Source organism: Mesorhizobium sp. BH1-1-4 (genome assembly GCF_020165665.1).
Classification (GTDB): domain Bacteria; phylum Pseudomonadota; class Alphaproteobacteria; order Rhizobiales; family Rhizobiaceae; genus Mesorhizobium.
Genome location: NZ_JAIUIN010000006.1, coordinates 23,784 through 39,755, shown reverse-complemented (window position 1 = coordinate 39,755; position 15,972 = coordinate 23,784). Strand labels below are relative to the sequence as shown.

At 64.8% G+C, this 15,972-nt stretch carries 20 protein-coding genes; 5 read left to right on the top strand and 15 right to left on the bottom strand.

Annotated features, from left to right (window positions below):
- From sdhD to LB569_RS12965, 3 genes are all read right to left on the bottom strand, one after another.
- Positions 1 to 396, bottom strand: coding sequence for a succinate dehydrogenase, hydrophobic membrane anchor protein (gene sdhD, locus LB569_RS12975; RefSeq protein WP_023771889.1), 396 nt, complete (start codon positions 394 to 396; stop codon positions 1 to 3).
- Positions 396 to 812, bottom strand: coding sequence for a succinate dehydrogenase, cytochrome b556 subunit (sdhC, locus tag LB569_RS12970; protein WP_140710183.1), 417 nt, complete (start codon positions 810 to 812; stop codon positions 396 to 398). The genes sdhD and sdhC overlap by 1 nt, the downstream gene beginning before the upstream one ends.
- A 256-nt stretch (positions 813 to 1,068) precedes the next feature.
- Positions 1,069 to 1,494 (bottom strand): hypothetical protein, encoded by a 426-nt coding sequence (locus LB569_RS12965; RefSeq protein ID WP_224537158.1) that lies wholly within the window; start codon positions 1,492 to 1,494, stop codon positions 1,069 to 1,071.
- A gap of 268 nt (positions 1,495 to 1,762) precedes the next feature.
- On the opposite strand from LB569_RS12965, the gene LB569_RS12960 reads away from it, so the two are divergent.
- Positions 1,763 to 2,125, top strand: coding sequence for a hypothetical protein (locus tag LB569_RS12960; protein ID WP_224692642.1), 363 nt, complete (start codon positions 1,763 to 1,765; stop codon positions 2,123 to 2,125).
- On the opposite strand, the gene LB569_RS12955 is transcribed toward LB569_RS12960, so the two are convergent.
- Complete coding sequence (locus tag LB569_RS12955) at positions 2,109 to 3,326, bottom strand: sensor domain-containing diguanylate cyclase (RefSeq protein WP_224692640.1); 1,218 nt, start codon at positions 3,324 to 3,326, stop codon at positions 2,109 to 2,111. The two genes, LB569_RS12960 and LB569_RS12955, sit on opposite strands and share 17 nt — an antisense overlap.
- 76 nt (positions 3,327 to 3,402) lie before the next feature.
- On the bottom strand, positions 3,403 to 4,599 hold the full coding sequence (locus LB569_RS12950) for a sensor domain-containing diguanylate cyclase (protein WP_224692639.1): 1,197 nt from the start codon (positions 4,597 to 4,599) through the stop codon (positions 3,403 to 3,405).
- 149 nt (positions 4,600 to 4,748) lie between these two features.
- Between LB569_RS12950 and LB569_RS12945 the strand changes: the two genes are divergently transcribed.
- Entirely contained in the window at positions 4,749 to 5,066 is a 318-nt protein-coding gene (locus LB569_RS12945) for a hypothetical protein (RefSeq protein ID WP_140710191.1), read from the top strand.
- Between the two features lie 37 nt (positions 5,067 to 5,103).
- Here LB569_RS12945 and leuC read toward each other — a convergent pair whose 3' ends face one another.
- The 8 genes from leuC to rplS form a co-directional block, all read right to left on the bottom strand.
- A complete protein-coding gene (gene leuC, locus LB569_RS12940) occupies positions 5,104 to 6,513 on the bottom strand; it encodes a 3-isopropylmalate dehydratase large subunit (protein WP_224692637.1) in 1,410 nt (469 codons plus the stop codon).
- Positions 6,514 to 6,582: 69 nt separating this feature from the next.
- A complete protein-coding gene (locus LB569_RS12935; protein WP_224692905.1) occupies positions 6,583 to 6,735 on the bottom strand; it encodes a hypothetical protein in 153 nt (50 codons plus the stop codon).
- A gap of 26 nt (positions 6,736 to 6,761) precedes the next feature.
- A complete protein-coding gene (locus tag LB569_RS12930; RefSeq protein ID WP_224692636.1) occupies positions 6,762 to 7,397 on the bottom strand; it encodes a class I SAM-dependent DNA methyltransferase in 636 nt (211 codons plus the stop codon).
- A 56-nt stretch (positions 7,398 to 7,453) separates the two neighbouring features.
- Positions 7,454 to 8,263: an amino acid ABC transporter permease gene (locus tag LB569_RS12925; protein ID WP_224692635.1), complete on the bottom strand. Its 810-nt coding sequence runs from the start codon at positions 8,261 to 8,263 to the stop codon at positions 7,454 to 7,456.
- A gap of 254 nt (positions 8,264 to 8,517) precedes the next feature.
- Positions 8,518 to 9,315, bottom strand: coding sequence for a transporter substrate-binding domain-containing protein (locus tag LB569_RS12920; RefSeq protein ID WP_224692634.1), 798 nt, complete (start codon positions 9,313 to 9,315; stop codon positions 8,518 to 8,520).
- A 168-nt stretch (positions 9,316 to 9,483) separates the two neighbouring features.
- Complete coding sequence (locus tag LB569_RS12915) at positions 9,484 to 9,984, bottom strand: MarR family winged helix-turn-helix transcriptional regulator (protein ID WP_224692633.1); 501 nt, start codon at positions 9,982 to 9,984, stop codon at positions 9,484 to 9,486.
- Positions 9,981 to 10,394 (bottom strand): organic hydroperoxide resistance protein, encoded by a 414-nt coding sequence (locus LB569_RS12910; RefSeq protein ID WP_224537142.1) that lies wholly within the window; start codon positions 10,392 to 10,394, stop codon positions 9,981 to 9,983. Before LB569_RS12910 ends, LB569_RS12915 begins: the two co-directional genes overlap by 4 nt.
- Before the next feature lie 471 nt (positions 10,395 to 10,865).
- Positions 10,866 to 11,417, bottom strand: a complete 552-nt coding sequence (gene rplS, locus LB569_RS12905) for a 50S ribosomal protein L19 (protein ID WP_013892267.1) — start codon at positions 11,415 to 11,417, stop codon at positions 10,866 to 10,868.
- 338 nt (positions 11,418 to 11,755) lie between these two features.
- Between rplS and LB569_RS12900 the strand changes: the two genes are divergently transcribed.
- On the top strand, positions 11,756 to 12,508 hold the full coding sequence (locus LB569_RS12900) for a sulfite exporter TauE/SafE family protein (protein WP_140710205.1): 753 nt from the start codon (positions 11,756 to 11,758) through the stop codon (positions 12,506 to 12,508).
- Here the strand turns inward: LB569_RS12900 and trmD are convergent.
- Positions 12,490 to 13,188 (bottom strand): tRNA (guanosine(37)-N1)-methyltransferase TrmD, encoded by a 699-nt coding sequence (trmD, locus tag LB569_RS12895; protein ID WP_224692631.1) that lies wholly within the window; start codon positions 13,186 to 13,188, stop codon positions 12,490 to 12,492. The two genes, LB569_RS12900 and trmD, sit on opposite strands and share 19 nt — an antisense overlap.
- Complete coding sequence (gene rimM / locus LB569_RS12890; protein ID WP_224692630.1) at positions 13,185 to 13,784, bottom strand: ribosome maturation factor RimM; 600 nt, start codon at positions 13,782 to 13,784, stop codon at positions 13,185 to 13,187. Before rimM ends, trmD begins: the two co-directional genes overlap by 4 nt.
- Positions 13,785 to 13,899: 115 nt before the next feature.
- Between rimM and LB569_RS12885 the strand changes: the two genes are divergently transcribed.
- Both LB569_RS12885 and LB569_RS12880 read left to right on the top strand, forming a co-directional pair.
- Positions 13,900 to 14,838, top strand: a complete 939-nt coding sequence (locus LB569_RS12885; RefSeq protein WP_224692629.1) for a tyrosine recombinase XerC — start codon at positions 13,900 to 13,902, stop codon at positions 14,836 to 14,838.
- Between the two features lie 61 nt (positions 14,839 to 14,899).
- Positions 14,900 to 15,970, top strand: a complete 1,071-nt coding sequence (locus LB569_RS12880; protein WP_140710213.1) for a TraB/GumN family protein — start codon at positions 14,900 to 14,902, stop codon at positions 15,968 to 15,970.
- Positions 15,971 to 15,972: the final 2 nt, after the last annotated feature.

Genomic DNA, 15,972 nt, shown 5'->3' with positions numbered 1-15,972 from the left:
TCAGCCTCCGAATGCCAGTTTCAGCAGGGCGAAGAGCGAGGCGACGCCGACCGCTATGGTGAAGAATGTATTGAGGGCGATCAACGCCAGCTTCATGCCTTCGCCATGCACATAGTCCTCGATGATCACCTGCATGCCGATCCGCATGTGATAGAGCGGCGAGATGAGCACCAGGGCCATCACCAGGGCCACGAACGGGTTGGCGAGCGCTGCCCGTACCTGCGCATAGCCGGCGCCGTTGAGCGCGATCAGAAAGCCGGTGAAAAACAGGATCAGCGGGATGTTGGCGATCGCCGTCAGTCGCTGGCGCCAGAAATGTCCGGTGCCCTCGCGGGCCGAGCCCAGGCCGCGCACCCTGGCGAGCGGGGTGCGCATGTCCGTGTTTTTCGCACTCATCACAAAGCTCCCCGCGCCATGTAGCCGGCGATCCAGATCAAGAGCGTGAGCGGAACCGAGCCGGCAAGCGTCGCCCAGGCGATCTTCGAGGCCGTGTGCTTTTCAAGGCCGGCGCCGGTGTCCCAGATCAGATGGCGGACACCGCCCAGCATGTGATGCATCAGCGCCCAGGTGTAGCCGAACAGGATGAGCCGGCCGAGCCAGGTGCCGAAGGCCCAGTTCACCCAGTCGAAGGCACCCTGCGAACTCGCCGCTGCCATCAGCCAGACGGCGACCAGCAACGTGCCGAAATAAAGCGCGCCGCCGGTGATGCGATGGACGATCGACATCGTCATTGTGATCGGCGGCCGGTAGACGCTCAGGTGCGGCGAAAGCGGCCTTTCGCGTCTGGCTTGGGTGGCTGGTGATTTGCTCATGGCTGCCCCAGTTCGGCGTCTCCCGCCTCAGGAGGAAATGCGGCGTTGCCGCTTCCGGTTGTGACTTCGGACAGCCGGTTTCTAATGCTCTTTTTGCACCGCGTCAAAGCCAGAAAACCGTTTCGAAAACGTAATTTAGTCTGACTAAAAGGCCGCATGCGGCTTCAATCGATTAGCGACTCAACACCCCAAGCCGGCTCGATATCGCTGCAGTGCAGCATGTCTGGCCCAGGGCGCTGCCGTGCCGGGATTTGCTTCAGCGGGTGCAGGTCTGCGGCGTCGACCCCCTCTTCATCACCAGCGCCTCGCGTCCGTCGATCACGATTGCGTCATGCGTCACCGCCTGGTAGCGGCTGCTCTGGTTGGCAGGCGACGCCGCGAACTCCTCGGTGGCGCCTTCCTGTCCCACCACGCGCAGCGACGTGCCGAGATTCTGGATGGTGATCGTGCCGCCATTGCCGCATCTGTAGGTGGCCGTGCCCGTGGTGATACGCGGCGCGGTAAGGTCCGTGGTTATCTTGGTCGCCGGTGGCGCCGGCTGCTGCGGGGCAGGAACAGCTGGCGACACCACCGGGGGCACCGCGTTCGCTGCCTTGGGTGCCCCGCCTTCCGGCACGCAGGCACCTGCCGCCAGAAGCAGCGGAATGACGAACGAGACCCGAACCTGTCGGCCAGACATCATGTGCTGCCCCCTCTCATGCGCGGGCACGCTAGCCACGCGGCGCGTCAATATCAAGTTTACCCGGGACTCGACCAGGCCACGCGGCCGCTCTGAAAATCGGCGGCTCGAACGCGGTCGCGGCAAAAATTAACCATGTTCATTAAGAAACGGCCATCTAGCCGCGCCTCCTCTTAACAAAGGTTAAGAAAGGGTTAATTTCCGATTCGGACCAGATCGGGGCGCGATCTCTCTCGCGCCGGCAAAGGGAGAGCGACTGGCTTCCAAATCAGTGCGGACCAAATCAGTGCGGACAAGTCTCGCGGCCATCACGCTGGCGGCACTTGCGGTTACGGTGGCCGCGCCGGCCCAAGCCAGCATGCGGCACCATGACCGCGTCTACGCCGATTCGTTCGGCAATCTCGTCATTGACAGCGCCGCCGGCTACAAGCGCATCATCGTCGGCGAAGGCAAGCTGGCCAAGCAACTGTCGGACTACACCAGCGCCGGCCAGCCCAAGGTGGTCTACCAGAACGAATCCGACGACATATCGGGCGACGGCGACTGCTATCGCGCGCCCGTATTCGTCAAGGGCCGCTCCTATATGTACGGCCTTTCCGAAGGCGAGATGCCGCAGCTCAGCCCCTGCCGCTGATACGGGCCAGGCCGGCTTTTACCACGGCCAACCCATCGGCCGGCCCCGTGGAGACACGCACGCAGTCGCGCCCGGCATTCTTTGCCAGGTAAAGCGCTTCATCCGCACGCCGCATCAGGTCGGAGACACCCTCGCCCGCGTGAAGTTCGGCAATGCCGAAGCTCGACGTGCAGCGGCTGTCGGCCGGCAGCCCGTTGACGGCCAACGCCCCGAATGCGTTGCGGGTGCCTTCCGCGAACAGGCGGGCGGCTGCGAGATTGGCTCCCGTCAGGATAACGGCGAATTCCTCGCCGCCGATGCGGCCGACCACGTGGTGGGCCTCGGCCGCCTCTCGCAGCAGGCCGGCGAAGGCCTCGATCACCCGGTCGCCGGAAGCATGGCCGAAGCTGTCATTGATGGCCTTGAAATGATCGAGATCGGCAATGACGATCGCCACCGGCATGCCGAGCCGTGTGGCGCCGTGCACGGCCAGTTCCGCGTGCCGTGTGAAGCCGCCACGGTTGAGCAGGCCCGACAGCGTATCCACTTCCGACTTCGACGTCGCGTCGGCAAGCACGTCGCGGACCAGAACGGCCAGCATCAGCAGCGCCAGCGCCAGCGCGAAGACCGTGCCGAGCGATTGCGACACCAGCGCGTAATTGCTTTGCAGATAGGCCTGCGGATTGGCGCCCCAGCCGCCGAGCGCATGCGCGATGAACGGCTTTGAGGCAAATTGCAGCCCGCTGGCCGCCAGCACCGCCATCAGGATCAGATCGAGCCGACCCCGGCTTTGCCTCGACCGCCAGACGATGCCCAGGCCGACGAACTGCATGACGGCGTAGGGAAGCTGGTAGGCCATCATGCGGGTAAGCGACTGGCGCGGCAGATCCTGTACGAAATGGACCGCGATGGTGGCGGCGACCAGGAAGAACAGCATCGGCGTCCAGGGCGGCGCCATGCCGTATTTGCGGGCAAGCCCGCCATTGAAGGCAATGGTGGCGCCAAGGAAAACGGCGAAGGCGGCAACCACCGGAAGCCGCGCGTCACTGAAGGCGGGAATGCTGAATTCGATGGCCGAATAGGCCATGCCCAGGACGTAGCCCGCCGCCAGCCAGCGCGCCGGCGCGCGGCCGACCTCGTGGAACGAGACCGCCATGAAGGATGCCGCCAGCAGGCCGGCAACCGCCAGGTTGATCAACAGGATGAAGTTGGCGCCGCTCATATATCCTCAAACCCCCGCCGACAGCTAACCATCGACGGGCGAAAAAGACGTTAACGCCAGGCGCGGACGCCCGCGGTCAGCCAGCCTTGAGCGGCTCCGGTCCGAACACCGTTTCCGATCGTTCGTAGGACAGGCGCACGCTGTCGCGGCCGTTCTTCTTGGCCTTGTAGAGCGCCTCGTCGGCCCGGCGCATCAAGGGCTCCAGCGTCTCGTCGCCGCTGCGGGCGGCCACGCCGAAGCTGGCGGTGACCTTGGTACCGGCGGGAAGCCCGTCGACGCCGCCGGCCGAATAGAGTGTGCGCACCGCCTCGGCGAAAAGGCGCGCGGCGGCGAGATCGGTCAGCGGCAGGAGCACGGCGAATTCCTCGCCGCCGATGCGCCCAGCGGCACCCCGGGTCCCCGTGGCCGAGCGCAGCTTGGCGGCGAAGTCCGCAATCACGCGGTCGCCTGCGGCGTGCCCGTGCACGTCGTTGAGGGCCTTGAAGTGGTCGAGATCGGCCAGCACCAGCGCCACCGGGAATTTGGCGATGGCGCAGCGCTGCAGCAGCATGGCGGCGCGTTCCTCGAAACCTCGGCGGTTGAGCAGTCCCGACAGCGGGTCGGTAAAGGTTTCCGTCTTCAGCGCCTTCATCACGTCGAGCGCCGCGGCGGTGAAGAGGCAAAGCGCGATCAGCAGCGACAGCAGCGCGTGCGACAACAGCGCCGTCGTCCAGTAGGACGATCCGTAGAAGCCGTCATAGCTGACGAATGGCCCGTGCGCGATGATGACCGCCAGCGTGCGCACGAAGAAATTGACGCCGGACAGCAGCGACAGCACGAACAGGATCATTTCCGTGGGGCCATTGTTGCGCACCGGGCGCAGCTCGGCGGCGACCAGCAGGCTGATGCCGCCGAAGCCGAAATTAATCGCCAGGATGCGCCAGGTGAGATCCGGCGTGACGAAGAGGAACCACGCGAACGCCGCAAGGCCGCCGCCCGCCAGAGCGGCGATCCCGACAGCGGGCACCTTCCTGCCATAGCGGGCGATGATGGCGCCGGACAGGCAGCAGGCGGCGATGGTGAAGCAGATGTTCGACACCAGCTTGGTCAGCGCCACGCCGATCGGCAAGGTGAAATACTGGAACAGGAAGCCTGGCGCTGAGACGCAGTAGCTCACGGCCAGCACTGCCAGATAGGGCCGATGGCGCTGATAGAACCACAGCACGAGGAACGCCGCGCCGAGCGCCAGCGCGATCGTCGGATTGAGCAACGCTATGAACAGGCCAGTGTCCAAAGGACGGCGACTTCCCTTCGCTTGACGTCACGGAAGACCTTAGAGAGCAACACCAAACAAGCCGTTAAGCCTGCCTGTCGGCCTCGTATGCTTTGCGGGAACCCGGTGCTGTCGGAAGCGTTCCTGAATTCACAATCCAGGAGCAGGGCATGGCCGACACGATCACCTTGACCGACCACGATGCAATCCGTTCTTGGGCTGCCGGGCGCGCCGGCTTTCCGGCAATCGTCGACATATCGCCCGAGGCTGGAACGCAGCCCATGCTGAGGCTGGTCTTCGGTCAGCACGCCTATCAGGACCAGGACCAGCCGGAGCGGCCCGTCAATGCCGGCGGCTATGAGCTTGTCGAATGGGAGGAGTGGTTCAAGATCTTTGACGAAGAGCAGCTGGCGCTCGTGGTGGCGGCGGACGAACCCGGGCGCCGCGAGGAATTCCACGAACTCATACGGCGCGACAGGAAGGTCTGACCCGAACCCGCAAGGCTCGGGCCAGGCCCAGCTTGGCTTATTTCCAGTCGCGGATGTCGACGAAGTGGCCGGCAATCGCCGCCGCCGCCGCCATGGCCGGCGACACCAGATGGGTGCGGCCCTTGAAGCCCTGCCGGCCCTCGAAATTGCGGTTCGAGGTCGAGGCGCAGCGTTCATGCGGCTTGAGCCGGTCGTCGTTCATGGCCAGGCACATGGAGCAGCCCGGCTCGCGCCAGTCGAAGCCGGCGGCGCGGAAGATCTTGTCCAGCCCCTCGGCTTCCGCCTGTTCCTTGACCAGGCCGGAGCCCGGCACGATCATGGCATCGACATGCGGGCTGACCGTCTTGCCTTCGACCACCTTGGCGACGGCGCGCAGATCCTCGATGCGGCCATTGGTGCAGGAGCCGATGAAGACGCGATCGAGCGTGATGTCGGTGATCTTGGTGCCCGGCGTCAGCCCCATATAGTCGAGCGCGCGGATCTTCGAGGTGCGCTTGTTCTCATCGGTGATTTCTTCCGGATTGGGGACGACGCCTTGCACCGAAACCACGTCCTCGGGCGAGGAGCCCCAAGAGACGATCGGCGGCAGCTTGGCCGCGTCGAGCACGATCACCTTGTCGAAATGCGCCCCTTCGTCCGACTGCAGCGTCTTCCAGTATTCGAGTGCCGCATCCCACGCAGCGCCCTTGGGCGCGCGCGGCTTGTCCTTGACGTAGGCGAAGGTCGTCTCGTCGGCGGCGATCAGGCCGGCGCGCGCGCCGCCTTCGATCGACATGTTGCAGATCGTCATCCGGCCTTCCATCGACAGCGCGCGGATCGCCTCGCCGGCATATTCGATGACGTAGCCGGTGCCGCCGGCGGTGCCGATCTCCCCGATGATGGCAAGGATGATGTCCTTGGCTGTGACGCCTTCCGGCAGCACGCCGTCGACGCGCACCAGCATGTTCTTGGCCTTGCGCTGGATCAGCGTTTGCGTCGCCAGCACGTGCTCGACCTCGGACGTACCGATGCCATGCGCCAATGCTCCAAAAGCACCGTGCGTGGAGGTGTGGCTGTCGCCGCAGACGATGGTCATGCCGGGCAGCGTAAAGCCCTGCTCGGGACCGATGATGTGGACGATGCCCTGGCGGATATCGTTCTCGGAATAGTATTCGACGCCGAAATCCCTGGCATTCCTGGCCAGCGCCTCGACCTGGATGCGGCTTTCCTCGTTCTTGATGCCGAACTTGCGCTCGGGCGAGGTCGAGACATTGTGATCGACCACGGCCAGCGTCTTTTCGGGATGGCGAACCCTTCGGCCGCTCATGCGCAGGCCTTCGAAGGCCTGCGGGCTGGTCACTTCATGGACCAGGTGGCGATCGATATACAGCAGGCAGGTGCCGTCGTCCTGGCGGTCGACGACATGGTCGTCGAAAATCTTGTCGTAGTGGGTGCGCGGTGCGCTCATGTGCGTAAATCCGTCGATATGAGAATGGGAAAGAGCTGATGCCGCAAACCCGCGGCCGGCCGTCAGGGATCAGCGAAGTCGGCTGGTGAGCGCACCGGACACGCGCGCGGAAAAGCGCGACGGCAGGCGTTTTCTGTCCTGCAGCACGAATCCCTTGTAAGCCGGATCGCCAAAAAGCTCTTCCATGGCGGGGTAGATAGCAATGTTTTGGCTTTTCGGCAATTGCGGCGTGGCGCCAGCGCCTCTCCTCACAAAACCTCGAACACAAACGTTTTCACCAGCGCCTCCGGGTCGCCGATCGCGTAGCAGCGAAACCATGGGCTCTCCTCGGCCAGCCGCCATTTGCCTGCCCGCGCAAGCTCGTCGAACACCGCCTGAAAGCCGCCGCTCTCGAACACCTGGTCGCGCACGGTGAAGATGGCGTGGCCGCCCTTTTTCGTGATGCGCACCAGCTCGTGCAGGGCCGACGCCGGGGCATGGCTGATGGTGAACACGCCGGTCGAAAAGAAGGCGCGGAAATACCCTTCCGGCCAGGGCAGCGGTCCGCCCAGCATCGCCTTTTTCAACTCCCCATAGGCGCTGCGGCTGCCGGCGATCCTGAGCATGTCATCCGAGAGATCCAGCCCGGCAACGTCGCCATAGCCCAGCGCCTTTAGCGATGGCCCCGACAGGCCGGTGCCGCAGCCAGCATCGAGCAGCGGCCCTTCGCCCACGGGCACATGGCGCGCCACCCAGGCGGTGATCAGGAATGGCAGGAGATAACCGAGCGCGGCGGTTTCGCTGTCATAGGTCGCGGCCCATGCGGCATAGGCCTGCGCCAGCGTTTCGGGCGTATCGGCCGTGTAGACCGAATCCAGTGCCGCATTGGCCTTGTCGACGTTCATGGGCGAGCTCCTCTTCCGATACGCTGCCCGAGCGTAGCGCTGTCCTTGCCGAAAAACTATTCCTCGTGCTGGCGGCGCAAACGCCTCTCCAGCGCCCTGAGCGCCAGCGACAGGCCGACGGTGAGGATGAGATAGATATAGGCCGTTATCGAATAGGTCTCGAAGAAGCGGAACGAGCCGGCCGCATAGACCTTGCCCATCTGCGTGATGTCGGCGACGCCCAGCACCGAAACCAGCGAGGAATCCTTCACCAGGGCGACGAAATCATTGCCGAGCGGCGGCAGGATGGTGCGGATCGCCTGCGGGAACACGACCAGCCGGAAGCGCTGCGCGCGCGTCAGCCCGAGCGCCTTCGCCGCCTCGATCTGGCCCTTCTCGACCGACTGGATGCCGGCCCGGAAAACCTCCGAGATGAAAGCCGAATAGCCGATGGTCAGCGCCATGATGGCGCGCCACAGCAACGATACATCGCGCACCAGCAGCTCGCCGAGAATGCCGGCGCTTTGCAGCGGCGCGGTCAGCGCGTTCCAGCCCGCGACGAAGGCCGGCGCGCCGGCGAACGCGATCCAGAACAGCAGCACCAGGATCGGCACGCCACGAATGATCTCGACATAGAAACGCGCGATCTGCCGGAGCCAGGTCGAGCCAGACAGGCCCATAAGCGCGATGCCGAGGCCGATCGCCGAGGCCAGCGCGAAGGCGACCACGGTGACGAAGACGGTGATGCCTATGCCCTTGGCGACGGTGGCGAAGACCTGGGCGTAGAGGTCGCTGGCGGCGATGGCGAGGGCGGCAGCCAAGGCAAGCACGGCGGCAAGGGCGAGCCACCAGGGGAAGTCGGGTTTGGCAGTGGAGGGGGCTGCCATCAGGCGGCGGCGCAAAGAGTATCGAAAGACCGCGCCCAGGCGCCCCCCTCTGTCCTGCCGGACATCTCCCCCTCTAGGGGGGAGATCGGCAGTTCGATCGGCTTTCGCCAATTTTGGGCGATGCAAGATGTGCGGCGGCGCTGAGGCTGTCGATCTCCCCCCTTGAGGGGGAGATGCCCGGCAGGGCAGAGAGGGGGGCCTGGGCGCAATGTCAGCGCGATTTCGTGCACAGGCACTGCCGTCAACAACAGGACCTACTGCCCCATCTTGTAATCAAGGAACCACTTCTTGTTCAGTGCATCCAGCGTCCCGTCCGCCTTCAGCGCCGCGATGGCCGCGTTGACCGGCTTCACCAGATCCGAACCCTTGGGGAAGATGAAGCCGAAATCCTCGGTGCCGAGCGGGCCGCCGATCAGCTTGAGCTTGCCCTCCGAAGCATCGACATAACCCTTGCCGGCGGTGCCGTCGGTCAGCACGACATCGACATCGCCGGATTTCAGTGCCTGCACCGTGGCCCCGAACGTCTCGAACAGCTTGATGCGCGGGTTCTGCTCATTGCCGTCGAGCACGCTGTAGACGGCGGTGTAGAAAGGCGTCGTGCCCGCCTGCGCGCCGACTAGCCCGTCCTTGAAGGCGCCGAAGGTCTTGGCATCGGTGAAACGGCTTTCATCGCCGCGCACCAGCATGAACTGCTCCGAGCGCATATAGGGGTCGGAGAAGTCCACCTTCTGCTTGCGGTCATCCTTGATGGTGATGCCGGTCATGCCGATGTTGTACTGGTTGTCGGAAACCGCCTGGATCATCGCGTCCCAGGAGGTGTTCTGGTACTCGACCTTGAAATTGAGCCGCTTGGCGATCTCGTTCATCGCGTCATATTCCCAGCCGATCTGTTTTCCCGTCTTGGCATCGATGAACTGCAGCGGCGGATAGGCGTTTTCGGTCACCACCACGACTTGTCTGCCGCCGAGGTCGGGCAGCGCCTGCGCGAAGGCGGCAACGGGCGCCAGGACGAGAGCCAACAGGCCGGCCAGCAGCAATTTTGATTTTGTCATGACACACTCCCCGGAATGATTGGCCGCGCGATGCCCGCGCGGCAGGAAATCCGGCGCCGACTTTAGCTTTCCGCAAGCGCCATGCAAGACGGGTCCACTGCGACGTTGCGCGTCACCGTGGATTCCCGTGCTTCCGGGAGGCGATTTTGAGGACAGTCCTCGCCGCGATCAGTCTTGGTCGGTCGTGGCCTCGCGCAATCCTGAGACCAATCGGGTGAGCGTGCCGTGGAGTGCCTTGAGTTCGGCCCGCTCCAGGGGCATGCCGCAATCGAGCCCGGCCTGGACATCCGTCATGTTCGCGCGCAGGGCCTGGCCCTTGGCCGTCGGCTCGACCAGCACCCGGCGCTCGTCGGCGGCATCGCGCCGGCGGGTGACGAGCCCACCCGCTTCCATCCGCTTGAGCAGCGGCGTCAGCGTCGCTGAATCCAGGCCGAGCGCTTCGCCAAGGTCGCCCACCGTGCTTGGCGCGCGCTCCCACAGCGCCAGCATCGCCAGATATTGCGGATAGGTCAGGCCGAGCGGATCGAGCAACGGCCGGTAGAGCTTGGTCATCAGCCCGCTTGCCGAATAGAGCGCGAAGCACAGCTGCTGATCCAGCCTTGGCGCTGGAAAAGCCCCGGCGGCCTCCGCCGGGACTTCTCTGGCTTCCGTTTCGACCTTTGTCGTCATGCCGCCTTTACCGAGAGCGCCACCTCGATATTACCCCTGATGGCGTTGGAATAGGGGCAAACCTGGTGCGCCGCCGATACAAGCGCTTCGGCCGCCGCCTGATCAAGGCCTTTCGTTTCCACCGCCAATGCGACGCCGAGCTTGAAGCCCTCGCCATCGGGAAGCAGGCTGACGGTGGAGGTTATCGCGGCATCCTGGAGCGGCAGCTTCTGCTTGCGCGCGACAAAACGGACGGCGCTTTCGAAGCAGGCGGCGTAGCCGATGGCGAAAAGCTGTTCGGGATTGGTGGCCCCACCCGGCCCGCCGAGCTCCTTGGGCATCGCCAGGTCGACCTTGAGCAGGCCGTCGCTGGTCTCGCCATGGCCGGCGCGGCCGCCGGTGACGTGAGCCTGTGTGGTGTAGAGTGCCATATCGTAGTCTCCAATTAATTTGTACACGATTATTTAATGTACAAGATAAAATGCGTCAAGCCTCCCGTTGCTGTGTTTTTCGCTATCTTAGACGGAAGGCGGGAACCCCCGACTTCGTCATCCTAGGGTGGAGCAGTCGCGAAGCGACGTCGCGGAAACCCTAGGATCCGTGCCGAGACGGTCAACCTAGCACAGCGGTTCGGAATGAGATCGCGGTCACCGAAGTCAGCTCTGCACCGTAGCGGCGCTCAGAAGTCGCGGCTTGGATCCCTTGGGCTGCGAAGCAGCTCCAAGGGTCTGCGCGCGTCGCTTCGCTCCTTGCTTCGCCCGTGGATGACGACACACGGCTGTCTCGGCCAATCGCCAAGGTTTCCGTAGACACCAAGAACCATGGCCGAATGCCGCCTTGGCTGTTCGCCAGAACGAAAAAAGGCGGCCGAAGCCGCCTTTTCAAAAACCTTTGGCGAAACCTTATTCGGCCGGAGTGGCTTCCGCGGCAGCCTTGGCTGCTGCTTCGGCCTCGGCGGCCGCCTTCTTCTCGGCGGCTTCCTTGGCGGCCGTCTCTGCGGCCAGCGCCTGGGCGGCGGCGACCTTCTCGGCCTCGATGCGGGCCTTCTCGGCGTTCAGCGCGTCGCGCTCCTCATCGTTGAGCTTGCGGGCGCGCACGCCGGTGTTTTCCGAGATACGGGCCGACTTGCCGCGACGGTCGCGCAGGTAATAGAGCTTGGCGCGACGCACCTTGCCGCGGCGCACGATCTCGACGCCTTCGACCATCGGCGAGTAGACCGGGAACACGCGCTCGACGCCTTCGCCGTAGGAGATCTTGCGGACGGTGAAATTTTCCTGGAAGCCGGAACCGGCGCGGGCGATGACGACGCCCTCATAAGCCTGGACGCGGGTGCGGGTGCCTTCGGTCACGCGGACCTGGACGCGCACGGTGTCGCCGGGCTGGAATTCGGGAAGCTTGCGCTTGGCTTCGATCTTGGCGGCCTGTTCGGCCTCGAGCTGACGGATGAGATCCATCTAAAAATCCACTTCTTGTTCTTCCGACAGTCAGAGCGCCCTACGCTTGCCTTGCAGTTCCAATGACCGCTCGGCTATGTCCTTTGTCTCCAAGACGTTTGTCTTTGAACATCGGGCAGGGGCGACTACACCGTCATTGTTGACGGGTCCGGAAGATTGTTCTTGCCGGTACGGGCGGGCACATACAGCTATTTCGGCGCTTTGTCACGCCTTGCCCATGCATTTTTTGCCGGCATGGCTCCCCGGCATGGCACCATCGTAATCCTGCCGTGTCGGGTTGCGCCGGTCCGGCAAGCTTCCTAAGCCAGAGATAGCACACTTGTTCACGGCGGCCTTGCATGTCTGTCTTCAACGCCATCCTGCTCTTTTTGGCGGGCTTTCTGTCAGGCGCCGCCAACGCGGTCGCCGGGGGCGGAACCTTCATCACCTTCGGCGCCATGACATTGGTCGGCGTGCCGCCGATCGTCGCCAACGCCACCTCCTCGGTGACGCAGTTTCCGGGCTACATCACCTCGACGCTCGCCTACTGGGCCGACATCAGGCATTTCTGGCGCGGCGCCCTGCTGCTGTGCCTGATCTCGGCGGTCGGCGCGCTGGCCGGCGCGTTGATCCTGCTGGCGCTCGACAACCCATCCTTTCGCGTCCTGGTGCCGTGGCTGCTTTTGGGCGCGACCGCTCTCTTCGCCGCCGGACCGTGGCTGAAACCGGCGCCGAAACCCGGACATGAAGCGGCCGTCGGCTCGCTCGCCGGTTCGCTGGCGCAGTTCGTCACCGCGATCTATGGCGGCTTCTTCGGCGCCGGCATGGGCGTGATGATGCTGGCGACCCTCGGCCTGACCCAGGCCGGCGACTACCACCGGCTGAACGCGCTGAAGAACATGCTGGCCGTGGTCATCGCCGCCGTCGCCATCATCGTCTTCGTGTCCGGCGGCGTCGTCGCCTGGCCCCAGGCCATCGTCATGATCCCCGGCGGCGCGCTCGGGGGCTATGCCGGCGTCTGGATCGCCAAGCGCGTACCGCAAAACGTGGTGCGCGGCTTCGTCATCGCCGTCGGCCTGTTTCTGGCTTTTTACTACTTCACCAAGGGCTGAGCGCTCAGCAGTTCGGGCCGCCTCTCCTGCGTCAGCCGCTCCGACTGCTCCCGTCGCCAGGCGGCGATCTTCTTGTGATTGCCGGAGATCAGCACTTCGGGAATCTCCCGGCCCTCGAATTCCTGGGGCCGCGTATAGTGCGGATGTTCGAGCAGGCCGTTCTCGAAGCTCTCTTCCTCGCCGGAGACCGCATTGCCCATCACGCCGGGCAACAGCCGCACCACCGCGTCGAGCAGCACGAGCGCCGCCGGCTCGCCACCTGAGAGGATGAAATCGCCAATCGAAACCTCTTCCAGCTTTCGCGCGTCGATCAGCCGTTGATCGACGCCTTCGAAGCGGCCGCACAGGATGACGGCGCCCGGCCCGGCGGCGAGTTCGCGCACGCGCGCCTGCGTCAGCGGTTTGCCGCGCGGGCTCATCAGCAGGCGGGGGCGCGCATCGCCCGGCGGCGAGGCGTGGTCGATCCCCCTGGCCAGCACATCGGCGCGCATCACCATACCGGCGCCGCCGCCGGCTGGCGTGTCGTCGACGGTGCGATGCCTGTCGGTGGCGAAATCGCGGATCTGGATCGCTTCCAGCGACCAGGTGCCGGCTTCGAGCGCCCGCCCGGCCAGCGACAGGCCGAGCGCACCCGGAAACATCTCGGGATAGAGCGTCAGCACGCTTGCCGAAAAACTCACCGGTTGCCCCCGGCGTCGCGCGGTCCGCGCGGCCTGCCCTTCGGATCGAAATCGTCCTCGCTGGGTGCGGCGCCGTCCTCGTCCTCGACCAGCCCGGCCGCCACCGGGTCGACGCGGACAAAACCCTCGGCGATCGACACTTGCGGCACGGCGGCCTGCGTGAACGGGATCAGCACGCCCTTGCGCCCGGCGAGCGTCACATCGAGGATGTCGCCGCCGCCGAAATTGTGCACCGCGACGACCTTGCCGAGGACGGCGCCCGTATCGTTACGAACGTCGAGCCCGATCAGGTCGGCATGGTAGAATTCATCCTCCTCGCCGTCATCGGGCAGCATCGACCGGTCGACGAACAGTTCGGTACCGGCGAGCGCTTCGGCGGCGTTGCGGTCGATGACACCCTTGAAACGCACCACGACAACGGTGTTGGCGGGCCTTATATCCGTTATCTGGAAGGCACGGCCGTCCCTGGCATAGAGCGGCCCATAGTCGGCCAGCGCCATTGGCTCGCCGGTGAAGGTTTTTACCCGCAACTCGCCCTTGATGCCGTGGGCGGCGCCGATAACAGCCATCTGGACGGGATTCTGGGGTTTGCTCATCGGCGAAAAATCCTTTGGCCTGCTCTAGCGCCAGCCGGTTGTCATTTCAATGACGGGCTCTTCACCGCTTCCTAACCCGGCTGTCGGAAAATGGCGGCGAACCGGAACAGACGCCATGCCCGAATTCCTCATCCCGGCGCAACCCGATCTCCAGGCGGCGCGCGAAAACTGGCTGAAGATGCTGGCGCGCGAACGCCGGCTGTCGCCGGAAACCGTCGAGGCCTATGAGCGCGATTCGCGCCAGTTCCTGCATTTCCTCACCGGCCATCTCGGCGGGCCGCCCGGGATTTCCGATATTGCCGATCTGCGCCCGGCCGATCTGCGCGGCTTCCTCGCCGCGCGGCGTAACGCCGGTGCTGGCGCCCGCACGCTTGGCCGAGGTCTCGCCGGCATCCGTTCGCTGCTACGCTTTCTCGAACGTCGCGGCCTAGCCAATGCGGCGGGTGCCGCGGCCCTGCGCGCGCCACGCCAGCCCAAATCGCTGCCAAAACCGCTGACGGCGAGCGATGCCAGGCACGTGGTCTCCGTCGAGGGTCAGCTGGCCGAAGAACCCTGGGTCGCGGCCCGCAACGCCGCCGTGCTGACACTGCTCTACGGTTCCGGCCTGCGCATTTCAGAAGCGCTTGGCCTTAGCGCCGTCGATCTGGCCTCGGAGGCCGACACCGTGCTGCGCGTCATCGGCAAGGGCGGCAAGACGCGGCTGGTGCCGGTGCTGCCGGTAGCGCTCAGAGCGATCGCCGAATACCGCCGGCTCTGTCCCTATCATCTCGATCCAAAGGAGTTGTTGTTTCGCGGCGCGCGCGGCGGCCCGCTCAATCCGGCCATCGTCCAGCGCGCCATGGCGAAACTACGCTCGGCGCTCAACCTGCCCGACACGGCGACGCCGCATGCGCTGCGCCATTCCTTCGCCACCCATCTGCTCGGCCGCGGCGGCGATCTGCGCACCATCCAGGAACTCTTAGGCCACGCCAGCCTGTCGACGACGCAGATCTACACCGGCGTCGACACGGCGAGACTGCTGGAAATCTACGAATCGGCGCATCCAAGGGCGTGAACCGTTCAATTTCATGGCACCAATTAACCGTTTTGCCGCTTTTCGATTCTAGAAAGGCATCATGAAACGCGTCATCGCCATCGCCGACCGTGCGGCCTCCATCTCGCTGAAGCTGCTTGTCGCGCTCAACGTGCTGTTTTTCCTGTCCTTCCTTGCCGTCCTGCTGTTCGCGGCCGGCAGGGCGCATGCGGAAATCCCGACCTGCAGCGGCGCCGACATGCTGTCTGCCTTGCAGAAGGCTAGCCCTGCCACCTACGACAAGATCGAGGCGGAGGCCGCTGCCACGCTCAATGGCAAGGGCCTGCTGTGGAAGCTCGAAAAACCCGGCGAACAGCCATCCTATCTCTTCGGCACCATGCATATGACCGATCCGCGCGTCACCACGCTGCCGGCATACGCGCAGAAGGCCTTCGATGCCGCCGGCACCCTCATCATCGAGACCACCGACGTGCTCGACAAGCAGAAGATGATGTTGGCGATGCTGAAGGAGCCGGACCTGATGATGTTCACCGACTCCACGACGCTGTCGTCCTTGCTGTCGCCGCGGGACGCGGCGGCCATGAACGCCGCTCTCGACGCGCGCGGCATCCCGCCGGCAACGGTCGCCAAGATGAAGCCTTGGATGCTGTCGGCCATGATGGCGCTTCCGGCTTGCGAACTCGCCCGCCAGTCCGGCGGCGCGCCGGTGCTCGACGTCAAGCTGGCCGAGAGCGCCAAGGCGGCCGGCAAGCCGGTGGAAGGGCTGGAAACAGCCGAGAGCCAGTTGCGCGCCATGGCTTCGCTGCCGCTCGCCTTTCATATGAAGGGCCTGATCGACACGCTGAAGCTGGGCGACAAGGTCAACGACATCAACGAGACCATGATCCTGCTCTACCAGCGCGGCGACACCGGCATGTTCTGGCCGCTGTTCCGCGCCGCCATGCCCGACGAGCAGGAGGATCCGGCAGGCTATGCCGCCTTCGAGGAAACCATGATCACCAGCCGCAACAAGGTGATGGTCGATCATGCCGGGCCGATCCTGGCCAAGGGCAACGCCTTCATGGCGGTCGGCGCGCTGCATCTTCCCGGCCCGGAGGGACTGGTCGAGGATTTCCGCAAAGCCGGCTATACTGTCACGGCGGTCGGGCTTTAGCC

What these genes read in the sequence shown, in the direction of transcription:
- sdhD (WP_023771889.1), bottom strand. Translation starts at nt 396, where the DNA reads ATGAGTGCGAAAAACACGGACATGCGCACCCCGCTCGCCAGGGTGCGC.
- sdhC (WP_140710183.1), bottom strand. Translation starts at nt 812, where the DNA reads ATGAGCAAATCACCAGCCACCCAAGCCAGACGCGAAAGGCCGCTTTCG.
- LB569_RS12965 (WP_224537158.1), bottom strand. Translation starts at nt 1,494, where the DNA reads ATGATGTCTGGCCGACAGGTTCGGGTCTCGTTCGTCATTCCGCTGCTT.
- LB569_RS12955 (WP_224692640.1), bottom strand. Translation starts at nt 3,326, where the DNA reads ATGAGCGGCGCCAACTTCATCCTGTTGATCAACCTGGCGGTTGCCGGC.
- LB569_RS12945 (WP_140710191.1), top strand. Translation starts at nt 4,749, where the DNA reads ATGGCCGACACGATCACCTTGACCGACCACGATGCAATCCGTTCTTGG.
- leuC (WP_224692637.1), bottom strand. Translation starts at nt 6,513, where the DNA reads ATGAGCGCACCGCGCACCCACTACGACAAGATTTTCGACGACCATGTC.
- LB569_RS12930 (WP_224692636.1), bottom strand. Translation starts at nt 7,397, where the DNA reads ATGAACGTCGACAAGGCCAATGCGGCACTGGATTCGGTCTACACGGCC.
- LB569_RS12925 (WP_224692635.1), bottom strand. Translation starts at nt 8,263, where the DNA reads ATGGCAGCCCCCTCCACTGCCAAACCCGACTTCCCCTGGTGGCTCGCC.
- LB569_RS12920 (WP_224692634.1), bottom strand. Translation starts at nt 9,315, where the DNA reads ATGACAAAATCAAAATTGCTGCTGGCCGGCCTGTTGGCTCTCGTCCTG.
- LB569_RS12915 (WP_224692633.1), bottom strand. Translation starts at nt 9,984, where the DNA reads ATGACGACAAAGGTCGAAACGGAAGCCAGAGAAGTCCCGGCGGAGGCC.
- LB569_RS12910 (WP_224537142.1), bottom strand. Translation starts at nt 10,394, where the DNA reads ATGGCACTCTACACCACACAGGCTCACGTCACCGGCGGCCGCGCCGGC.
- rplS (WP_013892267.1), bottom strand. Translation starts at nt 11,417, where the DNA reads ATGGATCTCATCCGTCAGCTCGAGGCCGAACAGGCCGCCAAGATCGAA.
- LB569_RS12900 (WP_140710205.1), top strand. Translation starts at nt 11,756, where the DNA reads ATGTCTGTCTTCAACGCCATCCTGCTCTTTTTGGCGGGCTTTCTGTCA.
- rimM (WP_224692630.1), bottom strand. Translation starts at nt 13,784, where the DNA reads ATGAGCAAACCCCAGAATCCCGTCCAGATGGCTGTTATCGGCGCCGCC.
- LB569_RS12885 (WP_224692629.1), top strand. Translation starts at nt 13,900, where the DNA reads ATGCCCGAATTCCTCATCCCGGCGCAACCCGATCTCCAGGCGGCGCGC.
- LB569_RS12880 (WP_140710213.1), top strand. Translation starts at nt 14,900, where the DNA reads ATGAAACGCGTCATCGCCATCGCCGACCGTGCGGCCTCCATCTCGCTG.